The 17060-nt window shown below is 65.7% G+C and carries 4 protein-coding genes; all 4 read left to right on the forward strand.

Annotated features, from left to right (window positions below; genetic code table 11):
- Nucleotides 1-53: 53 nt before the first annotated feature.
- The 4 genes from gspE (at nucleotide 54) to HBR93_RS26025 (ending at nucleotide 16759) form a co-directional block, all read left to right on the forward strand.
- On the forward strand, nucleotides 54-1472 hold the full coding sequence (gene gspE, locus HBR93_RS26010) for a type II secretion system ATPase GspE (protein ID WP_169961375.1): 1419 nt from the start codon (nucleotides 54-56) through the stop codon (nucleotides 1470-1472).
- Entirely contained in the window at nucleotides 1472-2680 is a 1209-nt protein-coding gene (gene gspF / locus HBR93_RS26015; RefSeq protein ID WP_169961376.1) for a type II secretion system inner membrane protein GspF, read from the forward strand. The genes gspE and gspF overlap by 1 nt, the downstream gene beginning before the upstream one ends.
- Nucleotides 2681-3067: 387 nt before the next feature.
- Nucleotides 3068-4258: a substrate-binding domain-containing protein gene (locus tag HBR93_RS26020; protein WP_115127979.1), complete on the forward strand. Its 1191-nt coding sequence runs from the start codon at nucleotides 3068-3070 to the stop codon at nucleotides 4256-4258.
- Nucleotides 4259-4447: 189 nt separating this feature from the next.
- Nucleotides 4448-16759 carry a filamentous hemagglutinin family protein gene (locus HBR93_RS26025; RefSeq protein WP_169961377.1) on the forward strand — a complete coding sequence of 4104 codons (12312 nt, stop codon included), beginning with the start codon at nucleotides 4448-4450 and terminating at the stop codon, nucleotides 16757-16759.
- Nucleotides 16760-17060: the final 301 nt, after the last annotated feature.

A 17060-nucleotide genomic window follows, 5' to 3' on the forward strand; every position in this document is an offset into this window, starting at 1 on the left:
ATGGGCGCAGCCCTGGCTTACTGTGCGCTGAGCCGCCGCAAGGGCGGGTCCCTATGAGCCTGCTCCCCTACGCCTGGGCCAAATCCCAACGCATCCTCTTGCAGCCCACACCCGAAGGCCCGCGCCTGACCATCTGCCCCTCGACCCCCGGCTGGTCGATCAGCGAGGTCCACCGGCAATTCGGCGAGGCCGCCATCGAGCAGGTGCGCGACGATGAACTCGACGGCCTGCTGGCCAGTGCCTACGCCGATACCGGCAGCGCCGCCGCCGTGGTCGGCGCCGCCGAAAACGAAGTCGACCTCGACCGCCTGATGCAGGACATCCCAGAAATCACCGACCTGCTCGACACCCAGGACGGCGCCCCGGTGATTCGCATGATCAACGCCTTGCTGACCCAGGCCGCCCGCGACGAGGCCAGTGACATCCATATCGAACCCTTCGAAACCCACTCCGTGGTGCGCTACCGCGTCGACGGCACCCTGCGCGATGTGGTGTCGCCGCGCAAAGCCCTGCATGGCGCGCTGGTGTCGCGGATCAAGATCATGGCCCAGCTCGATATCGCCGAAAAACGCCTGCCCCAGGATGGACGCATCGCCCTGCGGGTTGCCGGGCGGCCGATTGATATTCGGGTGTCGACGGTGCCCACCGGCCATGGCGAACGGGTGGTGATGCGCCTGCTCGACAAACAGGCCGGGCGCCTGCAGCTGGAAACCCTGGGCATGGACCCGCAGCTGCTGGCGCGTCTTGATGGCCTGATTCGCCAGCCCCACGGCATCGTGCTGGTCACCGGGCCCACTGGCAGCGGCAAGACCACCAGCCTCTACGCCGCCCTGGCGCGCCTGGATGCCAGCACGAGCAATATCCTCACCGTGGAAGACCCGGTGGAATACGACCTGCCGGGGATCAGCCAGATCCAGGTCAACGCCAAGATCGACATGACCTTTGCCCTGGCCCTGCGTGCGATCCTGCGCCAGGACCCGGACATCATCATGATCGGCGAAATCCGCGACCTGGAGACCGCGCAGATCGCCGTGCAGGCTTCCCTCACCGGGCACCTGGTGCTGGCCACGTTGCACACCAATGACGCGGCGTCGGCGGTCAATCGCCTGATCGACATGGGGGTCGAGCCGTTCCTGCTGGCCTCGTCGCTGCTCGGTGTATTGGCCCAGCGCCTGGTGCGCCGCCTGTGCCCGCACTGCAAACAGCCTGACCCGGCGGCCCCCGGCACCTGGCGCCCGGTGGGGTGTGGCCAGTGCAACCAGGTCGGGTACAGCGGCCGCACCGGCATCCATGAATTGTTCTGCGTCGATGACGCGGTGCGCGGCCTGATCCACCAGGGGGCCGGCGAGCAGGAGATACGCGTCGCCGCGCGCCACGCCGGGATGTTCAGCATGCGTGAGGATGGCGAGCGTTGGGTGCGCAGCGGTGCCACTGCGCCGGAAGAAATCTTGCGTGTAACACGGGACGCCTGATGAATCGCTATCGCTATGAGGCCGCCGATGCCAGCGGCAAACTGGAAGCCGGGCACCTCGAGGCCGAGAGCCAGGGCGCGGCCTTTGCCAGCCTGCGCAGTCGTGGCCTGACCGCGTTGCTGGTGCAGCTCGAAGGCAACGCCAACGTGGCAGGCAGCAGCCTGTTCAGCGCCAAGCTGTCGGACAACGACCTGGCCTGGGCCACCCGCCAACTGGCCAGCCTGCTCGGTGCCAGCCTGCCCCTGGAGGCGGCGCTGAGTGCCACGGTGGAGCAGGCGGAAAAAAAGCATATCGCCCAGACCCTCAGCGCAGTGCGCGCCGATGTGCGCAGCGGCATGCGCCTGGCTGATGCATTGGCCGCGCGGCCACGGGACTTCCCGTCGATCTACCGGGCGTTGATTGCGGCGGGGGAGGAGTCCGGCGACCTGGCCCAGGTCATGGAGCGCCTGGCCGACTACATCGAAGAGCGCAACAACCTGCGGGGCAAGATTCTCACGGCCTTTATTTATCCGGGTGTAGTGGGGCTGGTGTCCATCGGAATTGTGATTTTCCTCCTGAGCTACGTGGTGCCGCAGGTGGTCAGTGCCTTTTCCCAGGCGCGTCAGGACCTGCCGGGGCTGACCCTGGCAATGCTCAATGCCAGTGACTTTATCCGCGCCTGGGGCTGGCTGTGTTTTACCGGGCTGGTCGCGGGCTTCTGGAGTTGGCGCCTGTACCTGCGCAACCCCGTGGCGCGCTTGAACTGGCACAGCCGGGTCTTGCGCCTGCCGCTGCTCGGGCGGTTTGTGCTGGGGCTCAACACCGCGCGTTTCGCCTCGACCCTGGCCATCCTCGGCGGTGCCGGCGTGCCCTTGCTGCGCGCCCTGGAAGCGGCGCGCCAGACCCTGTCCAACGACCGCCTGAGCCAGTGTGTCAGCGATGCCATGGCCAAGGTTCGCGAAGGGGTTAACCTGGCGCCGGCCCTGGCGGTGGAAAAGGTCTTCCCGCCGGTGCTGATCCACCTGATCGCCAGCGGCGAAAAAACCGGCGCCCTGCCGCCGATGCTGGAGCGGGCGGCGCAGACCCTGTCGCGGGATATCGAACGGCGGGCCATGGGCATGACTGCATTGCTGGAGCCGTTGATGATCGTGGTGATGGGCGCGGTGGTGCTGGTGATCGTGATGGCGGTGCTGTTGCCGATCATCGAAATCAACCAATTGGTTACCTGACCTGTGAAGACTGCGCCGGTGCAAATGTGGGCGCTGGCTGCAAGTCAATTACCCGACCCGCCCATCACCCAGCCTCGGGTTCGTCATTGCGTCATCTTTGCCCCCCCTGCGCACGGCCCGCCCGCCATCGTCGAAACACTCCCTGAAACCTCGCTGTCACCCACCCCGATAAAAGCCACAATCATTGCCAAAACACCCGAGAATCTTTTTAAAAATCAAGCTGTTCCTCCCGAGGTTTTTTCCCTTATCTGTCATCGGAAACTGCGACCTTCGTGTCCATGGCCTCGCCCCGCAAGCCCGCTGGATCACGGCGTGTGAACCGAGTGCCATGGCGTCATGCAAGAGCCATCTACCTCAACGTATGAATACGACGAAAGGAGCTTCTTCATGTTTAAGCGCAACGTTCTCGCGGTATCCATGACCCTCGCGGCCCTATGCTCGGCCCAGGCTGCATTCGCTGATGTCAACGGCGGCGGCGCAACCCTGCCACAGCCGCTGTACCAGACGCCCGGCGTACTGACTGCCGGTTTCGCCGCCTACATCGGTGTCGGCAGCGGCAACGGCAAGGCCGCGTTCCTGGAAAACAAATACGACAAGCTCGTACCCGGCGTGACCACCAAGAACGTGCACTGGGCCGGCAGCGACTCCAAGCTCAACGCCACTGAATTGTCCACCTATGCCTCTGCCAAGCAGCCAGGCTGGGGCAAGCTGATCCAGGTGCCGTCGGTGGCCACTTCGGTGGCCATTCCTTTCCGCAAGAGCGGTGCCAATGCGGTTGACCTGAGCGTCAACGAGCTGTGCGGTGTGTTCTCCGGGCGTATCAACAACTGGAGCCAGATCACCGGCGCTGGCCGTAGCGGTGCAATCACCGTGGTTTACCGCAGTGAAAGCAGCGGCACCACCGAACTGTTCACGCGCTTCCTGAACGCCAAGTGCGCTGAAACCGGCAGCTTCGCCGTTACCACCACCTTTGCCAACAGCTACAGCGGTGGCCTGCCGGCCGGTGCCGTTGCGGCTGCCGGCAGCCAGGGCGTGATGAATGCCTTGAACGATACGACTGTCGCCGAAGGCCGTATCACCTACATGAGCCCTGACTACGCCGCCACCACCCTGGAAGGCCTGGACGACGCGACCAAGGTCGCTCGCGTCGGTAAGGACGTGGCAAGCAACACCGAAGGTGTATCACCTGCTCCAGACAACGTTTCTGCGGCGATTGATGGCGTTTCGGTGCCCGCCGTGGCTGACCGTGGCAACCCGGACAAGTGGGTACCGGTGTTCGGTAAAAACGGCGTGGCCGGTGTGGTGCCTTACCCAACGTCGGGCTACCCGATCCTGGGCTTCACCAACCTGATCTTCAGCCAGTGCTATATCAACGGCACCCAGTCCAACCAGGTCCGTGACTTCTTTGCCCAGCACTACGGCGAGACCGTGAACAACGATGACGCCATCCGCGCCAACCGTTTCGTGCCACTGCCTGACTCCTGGAAAAGCGCGATCCGCAGCAGCTTCCTGACCGCCAGCAACCCGCTGAGCATCGGTAAGACCGACGTCTGCAACGGTATCGGTCGTCCGCTGTAACGCCCGCGTTCCTCGACCTGCAACCCCTGATCAGCAACGGCCTGTGCCGTTGCTGATTTTTTATTGGCTCACCCCGTAGCCGCTGCCGAGCCCAGATGAATTTTCCATGACAGAAGTTCAGTGCTGCCCCTCGCCAACCGCCTACCTCCCATACGTGATGTGCATCTCCACACAGAAGGATGATTCCAGATGGTCCGCTGCAAACCACCGGTAAACCTGAATGCCCGCGGCCCGAGCGGCCAGACTGTCTTGCGCCTCAAGCCGCTGGCCCATGCCATTGCCTTGTTGCTGGTGGCGGGCAGTGCCCAGGGGGCTACGGCGTTCAGTTCCGGCTGGTTTGCCGCCAAGGGCGCGTCCCAGGCAGCCACGGCGGCGCGGCCGGGGGCGCAGGTGCCGGGGATGCCGCCGCCGTTGTCCCAGCAGGCGCGGGTCAACCAGCAGATGCAGCGCTCACTGAGCACCCTCAACAACAGCGTAGCGGCGATTGCCGCCCAGCAGGCTGCCCAGGCGGCCGGGCGCCAGGCCGCGTTGGGCCAGGTCTCGACGATTCCCGACGGCTTGGGCAAGGGCGGTTTACAGGTCGATAACAGCCTGACCCAAGGCTGGATCAACGCCAAGGGCCCGACCCAAAGCCAGGCCGGTGGCCAGACCACGGTGAGCATCGAACAGACCGCCGACAAGGCCATCCTCAACTGGGAAACCTTTAACGTCGGGCGCAACACCACCGTCGACTTCCAGCAGCAGTCCAACTGGGCCTTGCTCAACCGCGTCAATGACCCCAACGCGCGCCCCAGTGAAATCCAGGGCCAGATCAAGGGCGCTGGCACCGTGATGATCATCAACCGCAATGGCGTGGTGTTCAGCGGCAGCAGCCAGGTCAACGTGCGCAACCTGGTGGCGGCGGCGGCGGCGATCACCGACGAGCAATTCACCCAGCGCGGGATCTACTTCGACGCCACTGGCACCCAGCCAACGTTCACCGATGCCGCGGGCAAGGTCCAGGTGCAGCGGGGGGCGCTGATCCAGACCCATGACGCGGCGACGTCCACCGATGCCGGTGGCTACGCCTTGCTGTTGGGTACGGAAGTGGAAAACGCCGGCACCCTCATCACCGCCAAAGGCCAGACGACCCTGGCCGCCGGCGACAGTTTTTACATCCGCAAGGGCGTGGGTACCGCCGGCAATGCCCGTTCCACCACTCGCGGCAATGAAGTCGCCAGCAGCCTCAAGGCCGGCAGCAGCGCGGGCAGCGTGACCAACAGCGGGCTGATCATGGCCGCTACCGGCGACATCACCCTGACCGGGCACACCGTGCAGCAAAACGGCGTAGCCCTGGCCAGCACGTCGGTGGACACCCGTGGCACCCTTCACTTACTCAACTCGGCCAGCGACACCACCGGCAGCGTCAGCCTGGGCGAAGGCAGCACCACTGCGATCCTGCTCGACAGCAGCGGCACCACCGCGCTCAACAACCAGCGCGAAAATGGCCTGGTCAATCTCGACGGTCTGGTGAACCCTCAGGCCAGCGGGCAGTTCAACAACCTGGGCAGGGTGGCCGACCGTACCGATCAGTCGCGCATCGAGATCGTCAGCGGCGGCACCGTGGACTTCCAGAAAGGCTCGATAACCCTCGCCACCGGTGGCCAGGTCGCGGTCAGCGCCGGCCAGCGCAGCCTGATGCGCGAGGGGGCGATGATCGACGTGTCCGGCGCCATCGGCGTCAAGGTGGCGATGCAAGCCAACAACATCAAGATCAACGTGCAGGGCAACGAGCAGCGCGATGCGCCGGTCAACCGCGATGGCGGGCAATTGATCAACAACGATGTGTGGGTCGATCTGCGCGAGTTGGTGTTTGTGCCGGCGGGTACCAACGGCTACGCGACGGACCGCTGGTACACCGCCGGCGGCCTGCTGGAAGTCGGTGGCTATCTGGGCACGCAAGGGCACTCGGTGGGCGAGTGGATGGCCCAGGGCGGTAGCGTGACGTTCACGGGGGATGACGTGGTAACCCAACAGGGTGCGCAGATCAATCTGTCGGGCGGCACCGTGGATGTGCAGGGCGGTTATGTCCAGCAAACCTGGCTCAAGGGCCCGGACGGGCGCTTGTATGAGCTGTCGAAGGCTCCGGGCGATATTCTCTACACCGGGCTTTACAAAGGCTTTGCAGACACCAGCGAACGCTGGGGCCGTACCGACCTGTACTACAACCCGCTGATCGCCCCCCAGCGACGTTTCGAGGCCGGTTATACCGTGGGCCGCGATGCCGGCAAGCTGGTGATCGGTACCGGCAATGCGGTGCTTGAAGGGCAGTTGATCAGTGATGTGTTCCAGGGCGAGCGCCAGACCCAGGCGCCGAACATCAACCTCGACGGTTACCAGCAGTCGCAGAAGGCCCAGGCCCAGCGTGCGCAACTGATCATTGGCCAGTACACGCCGATCTTCAACAAAAGCACCGGCACCCTGCGTTACGCCCTGACGCCGGGTATGGGGCAGGTGCTGATCGAAGGCGGCACACCAAAAATCGCCGCCGGCCTCGACCTGGGCACCGCGCTGCCGGCCGGGCGCCAGGGCACGCTGGTGCTCGACAGCGCGCAACTCAACGGCTTCCAGTTGGGCGCGATCAAGGTCGGCGCCAAGCAGCAGATTACGGTCAATGGTGGGTTGTCGGTGGCCGACGGTGGCGATATCACCCTGTACGGGCCCCAGGTGGCGGTCAACGCCAATCTGACCGCCCACGGTGGCAGCCTCCACGCCGGCAACGTGCTCAGTCAGGTCAACCTCGATCGGCAGAATGCCGTTGAAGAGGTGATTCTGGCGGGCAGCGGGCACGTCGCGGTGGCCGCCGGGGTGGTGCTGGATGCGTCCGGGCGTTGGAACAACCTGGCCCTGCAGCCGTCGCTCACCGAGGGTGTGGCTTACGCCAATGGCGGCAAGGTGGCGCTGCGTGGCACCGGCGATGTGAGCCTGGGGGCACAGAGCCTGGTGCAGGTGTCTTCGGGCGCTACGGTCGGCCAGGATGGCAAGGTCAGCGGTGGCAAGGGCGGCAGCGTGACGTTGGGCGCGCAGGGCGCCCTGGTGTTGGGCGGTGAGATTCGCGGTTATGGCGTCAGCGGTGGCGGCACTCTGGCGTTGCAGTCGCGCCAGGTGTTGATCGGCGATGCAGGCAGCCTGGACGCGGGCACCCTGCACCTGGCGGGGGACTTTTTCAAGAAAGGGTTCTCGGCGTATGACATCACCGGCAACGAAGAGTTGATTGTTGCTGACGGCACTCAGGTCGGGGTCGAGGTGCCGGTGTACCGGGTTGGCGAGCAGGTGCAGACGCTGCCGAGTGGCACTGATCCGGCGAGCCTGATGCAGGTGTGGACACCTGAGTTGTATCAGCAGGACGCGCTCAAGAGCGTGCTGAGCCAGCGGCGCGGTGCCAGTTTGAGCCTCACGGCCGGGCACCTCGACTCCAGCGCTGCGCAATTGGCCAGCACCGCGCTGAGCGTCGGCCAGGGCGCGGTTATCACGGTCGATCCGGGCCAGGCCATCAATTTGCGCAGCGTCGGCCAGTTGACCGTCGACGGTACGCTCAACGCCTGGGGCGGTAGCGTCAGCCTGGGCGGGCTGAACGTGGCCAGTTCCGAGGCGGTGAATGCCGCAGGTCATGGGCGTTCGATCTGGGTCGGCGAGCAGGCGCTGATCGACGTGGCGGCGCGGGCGGTGAGCGCCGTGGACAATCGTGGCCGCCACTATGGCCTGGTGCGCAACGGCGGCAATATCAGCCTCGGTGGCACGATCAACCTCGCCACCGGCATTGCCCAGGCCAGTGATGTGTTTGTGGTGGTGCGCGACGGTGCGCGCCTGGAGGCGTCCGGGGCCCAGGCGGACCTGGACCTGCCGGGCCAGGGCCGGGTACCGGTGGCCAGCAATGGCGGCAGTATCAGCCTTGCCTCCAACAATGGCCTGTACCTGGACGGGCGCTTTGTGGCCCGGGCCGGTGGTGCCGGAGCCTCGGGCGGCAGCCTGTCCCTGGCCCTGGAAAGCCCTTACTACCTCAAGAGCGCGGTCAGCGACCGCGTGCTCAAGGCGCGGGAACTGTTACTCAGCCAGACCCACCAGTCCAGCACGCTGGCGGGCACTGCCGAGGCCGCGACCGCGGAACTGGAGTACGGGCATGCTCGCCTGGGCGTGGACCAGGTCAGCGCCGGCGGGTTCGACAACCTGGCCTTGCTGAGCAATGGCCTGCTGAGTGTTGACGGTGATCTGTCGCTGCACATGGGCCAGAGCCTGCGTCTGTACAGTGGCGCTCTGGGGCTGAGTGAGCAGGCTGCGCAGAATGCCCGGGTCAATCTGTCGGCACCGCACCTGCTGCTGGCGGGCATCCTTGCGCCCTTGGAGGCCAAGGACCAATACCAGCATCCGGTGTTGACCAGCGCCATGTCGCAACGCGCCAGTCAGGCGCAGTTCACTGCCAGTGCCAATCTGCTGGAGGTGCGCGGCAATGTGTTGTTCGGCAACAAGAGCAACCTGACCCAGGCCGACAACAGCCAGTTGAGCGTCGACCGCCGTGGTTTCGATGACGTGCAGCTGAGCAGCCAGGGCGACCTGCGTTTTCTCGCGGGGGCCAGCGCCGACGCGGTCGCCCAGGGGATCAGTACGCAGATCATGACCCGGGGCGACATGACCCTGCAGGCCGCGCAGTTGTACCCGGCCACCGAAGTCGGCGCGCGGGTGCTGGCCGGTTACCTGGATGGGGTTGACGGCTACGACCCGACGCGCACCCTGACCATCGCCCGTGCCGGCAACGAGACGGGCGTGGTGCCTTACTCGGCCTTCGGTCGCCTGCAACTGGGCGGCCCGAGCATCAGGCAGGGCGGGGTGGTGCGTGCGCCCCTGGGGTTGATCGAGGTCGGCATTCTGGGCACCCACAAGGTCGAACTGCTGTCCGGCAGCCTGACTTCGGTGAGCGGCAAGGGCCTGGTGCTGCCCTACGGCGGCACGGTGGATGGCCAGGTCTACCAGTACAACGGCAAGACGGTGTCGTTCCTCGGCCAGGGGGCGATTGCCAACCTCAATGGCGATCTCAACGTGGGGGTAATCCTCGGTGGGCAATCGGTGGCGGTGCTGCCAGAGGCCACGCTGGACCTGTCCGGCGGCGGCGAACTGCTCGGTGCCGGGTTTATTTCCGGCCGTGGCGGCTCCACCGATGCGCGCTATAACCCACTGATGCAGGTCGGCACCCACGGCGGCTTTGTCCTGCCGGGCCTGGGCAGTAACCCGGTGTACGCCATCGTGCCCGGCGCGCAACCGGGTTATGCCCCGGTGGCCCCGGAGGGGGGCGCCGTCGATCCGTTGCTCGGTCAGCAAATCACCCTGGACGCTGGCGTCCCGGGGCTGGCCGCAGGCACCTATACCCTGATGCCCTCCACCTATGCGCTGATGCCGGGGGCGTTCCGTGTCGAAATCAACGGCCTCGCGGGGCGCGGCACCGAAGAGGTGCCACAGGCGCTGCGCAATGGCTCCTGGTCGGCTGCCGGGCGCTTGTCCATCGTCAACACCGGGATCAGTAACCGGGTCGCCAGCCAGGTAATCCTGACCTCGGCCGACACCCTGCGCCGCTACTCCCAGTACAACGAAACCGGCTATGCGCAGTTCGCCGTGGCTGATGCGGCCAAGCTCGGCGTGCCACGGGCGTTGCTGCCGGTGGATGCCAAGACCCTGAAACTGGCGTTGCACCCCGGTGGTGGGGCGAACGCCTTTTCGTTCGCCGGTATCGGCCGCTTTGAGGCGGCCACCGACGGTTTTGCCGGCACTGTTGCAGTGATGAACATGGGAACCGGCGGGATCGAAATAATGGCGCCAGGCAAGGCCGCCACGGAGGGGTTCGAGGGGGTCAGCGTGGGGGCGGCCAGCCTCAATGCGTTGGGCGCGGCACGCCTGATGATTGGCGGGATGACCCAGGTTTCGTATGGCCAGAGCGGCAACTACATCAACGTGGTCGGTGCCAACAGTAGCTCTATTACCTTGCGTGAAGGGGCGAGCCTGGCCGCACCGGAAGTGTTCCTGGTGAGCTCCACCGGCGAGATCGTCATGGAGCAGGGCGCCTCGATCAATACCCTTGGCCGGGGCAAGGCCAGTTATGACGCACGGGACGGTTTCGTCTACCAGGTGGCGAATATGCTGGCGGTCTCCAACGGTTTGCTCAACGTGGTCAACGCTGTGCAAGCGGGCGGCGCCGCCAGTGGCGGGATCAATCTGGGGGCGTGCAACAGCGCGCCCTGTAGCGGCCAGACTGCCCTGTATTCCGAGGGCAGTATCGTCGCCCTGACCGACAAGACGTTGCAGATGGGGGATGAGGTGCGCTACGGCACCCGTCACCTCAACCTGGGGCTGGCGAGCATTAACGTCGGCAGCCCTGAAGCCCTGGCTGCGGCCGCCGCCGGCAATCGCCTGCCGGCCGGCATGACCCTGACCCAGCAGGTGCTGGACCGCTTGTTGCGTGGTGACACGCAGTTCGGCGCGCCGGCCCTGGAAACCCTGCAACTCTCGGCCCGCGACAGCTTCAACTTCTATGGCTCCAGTGCCCTCGACACCTATGACGCGGTGACCGGCAAGTCGTTGCTCAGCCGTCTGATGCTGTCTGCCCCGGCGATCTACGGCGCCGGCAGCGCCAGTGATGTGGCGAGCATCCACACCGCCAACCTGATCTGGCTCGGCGCTGAAACGCCGGCCGTTGCCGCCATCGACGGCGGCGCTGGCAGCGGTAATGGGCGCCTGGATATCCAGGCCGAACGCATCGAGTTCGGTTATGGCGACTTTGCCCAGCCGAGCACGACCAAGCGCTTCGATCGCCTGGCGCTGGGGTTTGCCCAGGTCAACCTCAGTGCCAGCGAGCGCATCACCGCCAACCACAAGGGCAGCCTGTCGGTCTATCAGCGCCAGGGGGCCTATGATCCGCTCAAGGGCTTTGCCTATACCGGCGGCGACTTGAGCATTCTCACGCCACTGCTGACCGGCGAGGCGGGCTCGGTAAACCGCATCACCGCCGGCGGCACCCTGGATATCGGCGCCTCGGCGGGGGGGCGGGGCAAGGTCGAGGGCCTGGGCGGCGAGCTGTCGCTGCAGGGCGACAGCATTCGCCTGGCCAGCGCGGTGGTGCTGCCCAGCGGCAAGGTCACCCTCGACGCCCGTGGCGACGTGGTGTTGACCGATGACGCACTGATTGATGTGGCCGGTCGCGCCATCGCCTTCAACGACCTGACCAAATATGGCGCGGGGGGTGAGGTATCGCTGCAAAGCCGCGAAGGCAATGTGCTGCAGGCCACCGGCTCAACCATCGACCTGTCGGCGCAGCATAACCAGGCGGGCAAGCTGCGGGCAGTGGCCGTGGGGGACACAGGCGGTGTGGTTGACCTGGCAGGCAAGCTTCTGGCAGGCAGCAGCGGTTATTACGATGCCGGTGGCACTCGGGTGCCGTACCTGGCCGGTGCGGTGGAGATCCAGGCCCAGCGCCTGGGCACCAGCGGCATCCTGGACGAACAGTTTGCCGCCCTCAACCAACGGCTCAACCAGGGCCAGGTGTTTGGGGCGCGCAGCTTCCAGCTCAAGCAGGGCGACCTGAGCATCGGCAACGAGGTCAAGGCCAACAGCGTCAGTGTCTCGCTGGACAACGGCAGCCTGCGCGTCACCGGGCGGGTGGATGCCAGTGGCGAGCGGGTGGGCAGCATCAACCTGACGGCCAAGACCGGCCTGACCCTGGACGGCAGCGCCGTGCTCGATGCCCATGGCAGCCAGTTGCGGGTGGACAGCCATGGCCAGATCATCGACGCGCCGAACCGCGCCATGGTGGTGCTGGGTTCGGGCCAGGGCCAGTTGACCCTGGCCGATGGCGCGCGCATTGACCTGCGCCATGGGACCGATGGGGGCGTGGGCCATGACGGTCGCAGCCGTGGCACCCTGGAGCTCAATGCTCCGCGCTTGAACAGTGATGACATTGCCATTGATGCCCGTGGCCGCCTGGATATCCAGGGCGCGCGCTCGATTGCCCTCAACGGCATGATCAGCTACGACGATGCGCCGACCAAGACCGATGCCACGGCCAGTGGGCGTCCGTACCAGGTGATCGACCAGAAGTACCTGGACAAAAAACATGAGCTGAGCGTGCTGTTTATCAACGCTGCCCTCAGCAACCAGGACCTACTGAATAACAAGCTCGCGGGCCTGAACAACGCCACGTACGCCGACGCCTTGCATCTGCGGCCGGGGGTGGAGATTGTCAGCAAGACGTCCCAGGGTGACCTGGTGGTGCAGGGCGACCTGGACCTGTCCGGTTATCGCTACGCCAGCCTCAACCCACATACCCAGAAAAACCCGGATGTGTATGGCTCCGGCGAAGTCGGCCGCCTGACCCTGCGTGCTGGCGGCGACTTGAATATCTACGGCAGCATCAACGACGGCTTTGCACCGCCACCGCCGAGCGACGATGACAACGGCTGGGTGCTGCTCCCCGGGATCAATTACACCGGCGGCACCCAAGTGGTGCCGGGCACGGGCGTGACCCTGGCCGACGGCACCAAGTTTCCGGCGGGTGCGATCCTCAACTTCGATGTGTCGATCAAGGCCCTGAGCCTGGCGAACGGCACGCGGTTGCCGGTGCCGGTGACCCTCAGTCAGCCCCTGGTACTGCCTGCCGGTACGGTGCTGGCGGCGGCGATACTCGACGGCTCGGGCACACAGCTGTTCGCGGCGGGGACGCTGCTGAGCCAGAGCCAGACCCTGGCGGCCGGTACGGTTCTGGGGGCCGGTACCCTGTTGACCAGCAACACCAGTGTCAGGGCGATGATCTGGCCCAAGGGCGTGCCATTGCCAGGACGCCTGGGCAGTACCGCGTTCGTGACCCTCAATGGCAGCAAGGCACTGCCCCGTGGCGCCTTGTTGCCGGCCGGCACCGATGTGAAGTTGGCGGGCAATGCGAAGTCGGTGAAATTGCGGGTCGAGGAGGCCGGCCGCCAAGGCAAGAACTGGGGCGTTGCGCCGATGCTGACGGAAGGCTCCCAGGCGTGGGCGATCCGCCTGGTGGCCGGGGCTGACACCCAGGCGGTCGACAGTAGCAGGCTGCAAGTTTCTCCAGTGACCGGCAACCTGCGTCTGGCCGACAGCCATTACGGCATGTTCGCCCAGGGCGTGCTGGTCTGGACCGAGCAGGGCTCCATCGACAATTACGGCGACACCAGCATGGTCGGCAAGCCCGTGAGCCCTGGCAACCTTGGAACCTGCACGGACTACCCCGGCTCTTGTGAGTCGGGCGGCGATGCCTACAGCCTGGTGGCCGGGGGCAGTAGCCGTTTCAGTGTGGTCCGCACCGGCGCCGCCGACCTGGACCTGCTGGCCGCTGGCAATCTGAGCATGGAATCGCTGTACGGGGTCTACACCGCTGGCAGTTCTTCCACGGGCACCTCGGCCAACGACCCCTACAACCTGCCACGGGCGCTTGGCGAAAACGCCAAGGTGCTGGGCAATAGCGTGGGTGGCAACGAGAAACTGGTCAATGGCAGCGCAGACAGTGTGTACCGCGCCTGGTATCCGGAGGCGGGCGGCAACCTGTCGTTGAAAGTGGGTGGGAACCTGACCGGTAACATCACCAGCCCGTCACTCAGTGCCTCGGGGCGTCCGGTCCGCAACGATCGCGGCCAGGATTCGGCGAATGTCGGCAACTGGTTATGGCGCCAGGGCAATGGTTTGAGTGGCTCGGCGGCACAAGCGACGGCCTGGTGGATCAATTTTGGCACCTACGCCAGCAACCTCGCCCTGGCGGGGGGCGCCGACCAGATGGTCGGCTTCACCGGCTTCGGTACGTTGGGCGGGGGCAACCTGAATGTCGACGTGGGCGGCGATGCCGGGATCATCCGGCCATTGGCTGCCGGTTATGTGTCCCAGGCGGTGAACTTGCGCAGCCAGGGGTTGGTGTTGGCGGTGGGCAGCACCGGGCGCGTGGCGGCTGACGGCAGCCTGCAACTGACCGGCGGTGGCGACTTGAACCTGCGGGTCGGCGGTGCCGTGAATCCAGGTAGTCAGATTACCCAGGACCACCTCAACGGCACGCTGGTGAACCTGCGTGGGCACGTGCAACTGACCGGCGGCGCCCTGGGCAGCCTGACCTTGCGTTATGGCAGCCGGGTGATCGACCAGAGCCCCGGCGAAGTCCGCGCCTATGATCCACTGCGCGCCACGTCAGCCGCGGCGGCCGGTGGCTTGAGCCTGTTACCCGGTGATGCCACCTTCAACCTGGCCACCCGTGGCGACCTGGTGCTGCAGGATGTGGCCGATCCAGGGCGCGTCGCACAGACAAATGCCTTGGCCTACGTTAACGACGGGGTCAACGGCGTCGGGCAGAGCTGGTTCAGCCTGTGGACCCGCAACACGGCAGTGGACCTGTTTTCGGCCGGTGGCAACCTTACGCCGCTGACGCAAACGCTGGAGACGGATATGGCGGCGGTCTATCCCGCCACATTGCGCGCGGTGGCCGCCAGCGGCAGCCTGTATTACGGGCGTGCCGCGACCGCCAACCCTGGCTCGCTGCCACCGCTGGCGGCACTGGTGCTGGCGCCATCGGCCAACGGTCAATTGCAATTGCTGGCTGGGGATTCGATCTATGGCGGCGACCTCACCGTCAGCCGTTCCAGCGCCGCGCCGGACAGCATGGCGACGGTCCTCAACCCGGCGTTCCTGGGCTTCGTCAACTCCCTGCCCATCGCGGGCAGCGGCAACCTTTCCGGCGATAGCAACATTGCACGCCTGGGGCTTTCCCCGCTGTTCACCTTCGGTGCCAACACGGCCAGCACGTCGTGGGGCGATACCCTGGAACCTGCGCGTTTTTATGCGTTGAGCGGTGACCTGCTGGGCGTCAACAGTGGGCGTGCCCTGACCATCACCAGCGCCGGAGACCCGCGTGTGGGGCAAACGTTTTATGAGGGCGCAGGCCCGGTCTGGATGCGGGCGGGGCGTGACATCGTCAGCAGCGGCACGCGCCTGGGGGGCGCCAGCGGTGGCGAAGTGGATACCGGTGAATATGCCTTCGACGCCAACCTGTTCGTGCACAACGGCCTGACTGACATCTCCATTGTCAGTGCCGGGCGCGACATGCTCTACAGCAGCTTCAATGTCGCAGGGCCCGGCACCCTGGAGTTGACGGCAGGGCGCAACCTCCTTATAGAGGACAAGGTCAGCGTCAACAGCCTTGGCGCCGTTGCCGCAGGTGACAGCCGTCCCGGCGCGAGCATCGTCATGCTGGCGGGTGTTGGCCCCAACGGCCCGGACTACCGGCGCTTTGTCGAGACTTACCTGAATCCTGAGAACCAACTGCAGACGGGCGAGCCTTTGACGCTGCTGGGAGGCAAAGTCGCCAAGACCTACGAGCGCGAACTGGCCGGGTGGCTGGCCGAGCGCTTCGGGTTTGTCGGTGACAGTGAACAGGCCCGCGCCTACTACGCGGCGCTGCCGGCGCAGCAACAGCGGGTGTTTGCCCGTGAAGTGTACTTTGCCGAACTCAAGGCCGCCGGTCGCGAATACAACCAGGCTGGCGGCGTGCGCGAGGGCAGCTATGTGCGGGGGCGGGCGGCGATTGCCGGGTTGTTCCCGGACAAGGACGTGGCCGGCAATGCCATCGCCTACAAGGGCGATATCACCCTGTTCGGCGGTGCCGGGGTGCACACCAACTTCGGTGGCTCGATCCAGATGCTCACCCCGGGCGGTGGCCAGACATTCGGCATCGAGGGGGCGGCACCGCCGTCCACCGCCGGGGTCATTACCCAGGGCGCGGGGGATATCCAGCTGTATTCCCTGGACAGCATCCTGCTGGGCCAGAGCCGGATCATGACCACCTTTGGCGGCTCGATCATGGGCTGGTCCGCCGCAGGCGATATCAACGCCGGGCGGGGTTCCAAGACCACCGTGGTCTACACCCCGCCACGGCGTGTGTATGACAACTGGGGCAACGTCAGCCTGTCGCCGTCGGTGCCGAGTACTGGTGCGGGGATCGCCACGCTAAACCCGATCCCGGAAGTGCCGGCAGGGGATATCGACCTGATTGCGCCGTTGGGTACCATCGACGCCGGTGAAGCGGGGATCCGTGTGTCGGGCAATATCAACATTGCCGCGCTGCGGGTGGTCAACGCGGCGAATATCCAGACCCAGGGTAAATCGTCCGGGGTGCCGGTGTCGGCGGCGGTCAACACCGCGGCCATGAGCTCAGCCAGCGCGGCGGGGGCAGCGGCATCCCAGGCCGCCGAAGACGCGGCCCGCAACCAACAGGCTGCCGCGCGCCAGGGCCGGGCGTCGATCGTCACGGTGGAAGTGCTGGGGTTTGGCACCGAGCCGGTGCAACGCCGGGAGGAAGAAGCACGCCGGGCGCCGACCTACAACCCCGACAGCCCGGTGCAGGTGCTGGGGGCGGGGCCGTTGAGCGAACAGGCCAAGGCACGGTTGACGGATGAGGAGCGGGGGCAGATCAGTTTGTAAGGTTCACACGGTGAGGGCGAGCTTGCCTGCGGTGGCTATAGGTATCTACACAACTCCTTTCTGGGGTTGTGTACATATCCGTTGCTGCGGTTATGGCGGCTATTGGTTCCGCCCTTACGGCGGGTCACTTTTGGAAAAGAGCCCCAAAAGTAACCAAAAGGGCTCCTGCCCCACCACTCGGCACCTCGCCTAGGCTCGGTGTGCCCGTCATCCGACATTGATTTGGGGGGCCGCCGCGATGGGCCATCCATGGCCCAGCGCGGCTAAACCGGCGTCCTGCCGGTTTACCCCCCAAATCAAT

The organism is Pseudomonas sp. WS 5411 (genome assembly GCF_012985595.1).
Classification (GTDB): Bacteria; Pseudomonadota; Gammaproteobacteria; order Pseudomonadales; family Pseudomonadaceae; genus Aquipseudomonas; species Aquipseudomonas shahriarae.